This window comes from Belliella filtrata, assembly GCF_022549775.1.
Taxonomy (GTDB): domain Bacteria; phylum Bacteroidota; class Bacteroidia; order Cytophagales; family Cyclobacteriaceae; genus Belliella; species Belliella filtrata.
Map to the genome: position 1 here is coordinate 1 of NZ_JAKZGP010000130.1, position 2,053 is coordinate 2,053.

Here is a 2,053-nt window from a genome sequence, read left to right on the forward strand (position 1 = left end):
TCTCCAATCGCAATAATCACCACATCGGCATCCTTGCAAGGAAGATTTTTCACAGCTTGAGCATCTGTAGCATCCATGACAACAGCATGCGTGATCTTATCTTTTACCGCATCTACCTTGTCCTCACTACTGTCTACACCGATCACTTCGTGACCATAAGCAGTGAGTCTAGCGGCTAGATGTCCGCCAAAATTTCCCAGTCCTACAATGATATACTTCATTTTTACAGCTTTATTTTTTTGCCTTTTTAAATCATTAAGTGATGAAAACCCCTTCTTCAGGATACTTATATCTTAACGTTCTAGCTTTTTGTATGAAAGCAATTAAAACAGTCAAAGTACCAACCCTACCTAGAAACATGATAATGGATACAATAATCTTACTTCCTGTAGATAAATCCCCTGTAATGCCAAGGCTAAGACCCACCGTAGAAAATGCGGAAAATATTTCAAAAGCCACACTGATGAGTGGCAATTCGGGATCCAAGAGCAATACCAAAAACACCCCTAAACCAATTACCAGAAAAGAAAGCAAAATCACAGCAAAGGCCTTTCTTAACGTCTCATTACTTATTTGCCTTTTAAATACCTCAACCCTGTTTTTCCCTTTGGCTATGCTGATAGCATTCAACACTGCCACAGCTATGGTGCTGGTTTTCAATCCACCTCCAGTCGAACCAGGTGAAGCTCCTATCCACATCAATATCAAATAGATGAGTACAGTTGGCATAGCTAGCGCAGACATATCTACTGTATTGAACCCTGCTGTCCTTGGAGTCACTGAACCGAAAAAGGCCGTTACAAATTTTCCATATCCTGAAAGTCCTTTCAATGTATGCTCGCTTTCAAAGACCCAGTAGGTAACAAATCCTACAACAAGCAAGATCATCGTTGTGTATACAATCAACCTGATATTGACATTGGCGACCCTAGGTACATGTTTATAATCTTCTTCTCCAGTGATCAACTTTTTGGTCCCAACTAGCACATGTTTCAAGTAAGTATAGTATCCCAACACTACTGGAAAACCTATACCACCCAAGATAATTGCAAAGGAAATAATCAGGTGTACAGTATACTCTTCTCTAAACCCAGCTTCATATAACCCATTCCCTAGCGTTGAAAATCCTGCATTACAAAACCCCGATATGGCATGAAATACAGAAAAAAACAATTGATCCCCTTTGTTTTCAAACAAATTGCTATCAATTACCGAAGTGATCATCAAAGCAGCAACACCCTCAGTCAATAAAGTAAATAGAATTATTTTTAGTAAGGTGGAATTGATCGCGCCTATATTTTCCTCATTGATATAATCCTTGAGAAACAATTGGTTTTGAAGAGAATAAGAACCTTTAAAAAAGAATCCAAAGAAGGATGTAAAGGTCATCATCCCTAATCCACCAATCTGAAAGAGCATCATGATGATAAACTGGCCTAGAAATGTAAAGTCTGATGATGTATCCAGCACAATCAGTCCTGTCACACAAACAGCAGAAGTTGAGGTAAACAAAGCGTCAATGAAGCTGATTCCGTTAACTGTCGCATTAGGAAGGGACAATAGGACTGTTCCTACTAAAATCACCAACAAAAAGCTTAGAATAAAAACCATCGCTGGATGTATTCTCAACTGATTGGCATTCAAAGCTAATTTACTTAGCTCAATTAAAAACAGCACAAAGACTAATAAATTGACAAAGAATGCCTTGACTTGCAGATTTCCGATAGTCAAAGTATTATCTAATTCAATGATTTGAAAATTAACCAACGAAGCAAAGACTAGAAAAAGAATAATACAGATTTCTACAAAAAGCCTAGCCAATCTAAACTTCTCCGCTTTTGAAAATAGCCTTATGATATATCCAAATGACAAAATTAGCAAAAGTGAAAAATACAATTTGCCAACTATTCCACTGTGAACTTCTTCCCTAAAACCCAAATCAAAAACTAATATAGCGAATGCTAATATGCTAATAGATTGAATTATAGTATTATTCAATTCAAATAATTTCCGGATCTTTAAGATCCTTTCATCTGGACTTGTGAAAAATTTA

2 protein-coding genes are annotated in these 2,053 nt (G+C 37.0%); both read right to left on the minus strand.

All coding sequences use genetic code 11. The features are described from left to right. A partial coding sequence (locus MM239_RS20705) for an NAD-binding protein (protein ID WP_241350234.1) occupies nucleotides 1-221 on the minus strand: 221 nt, incomplete at its 3' end. Nucleotides 222-255: 34 nt separating this feature from the next. Then, nucleotides 256-2,053 (minus strand): TrkH family potassium uptake protein (locus tag MM239_RS20710; protein ID WP_241350235.1); only part of this gene is annotated, 1,798 nt, incomplete at its 5' end.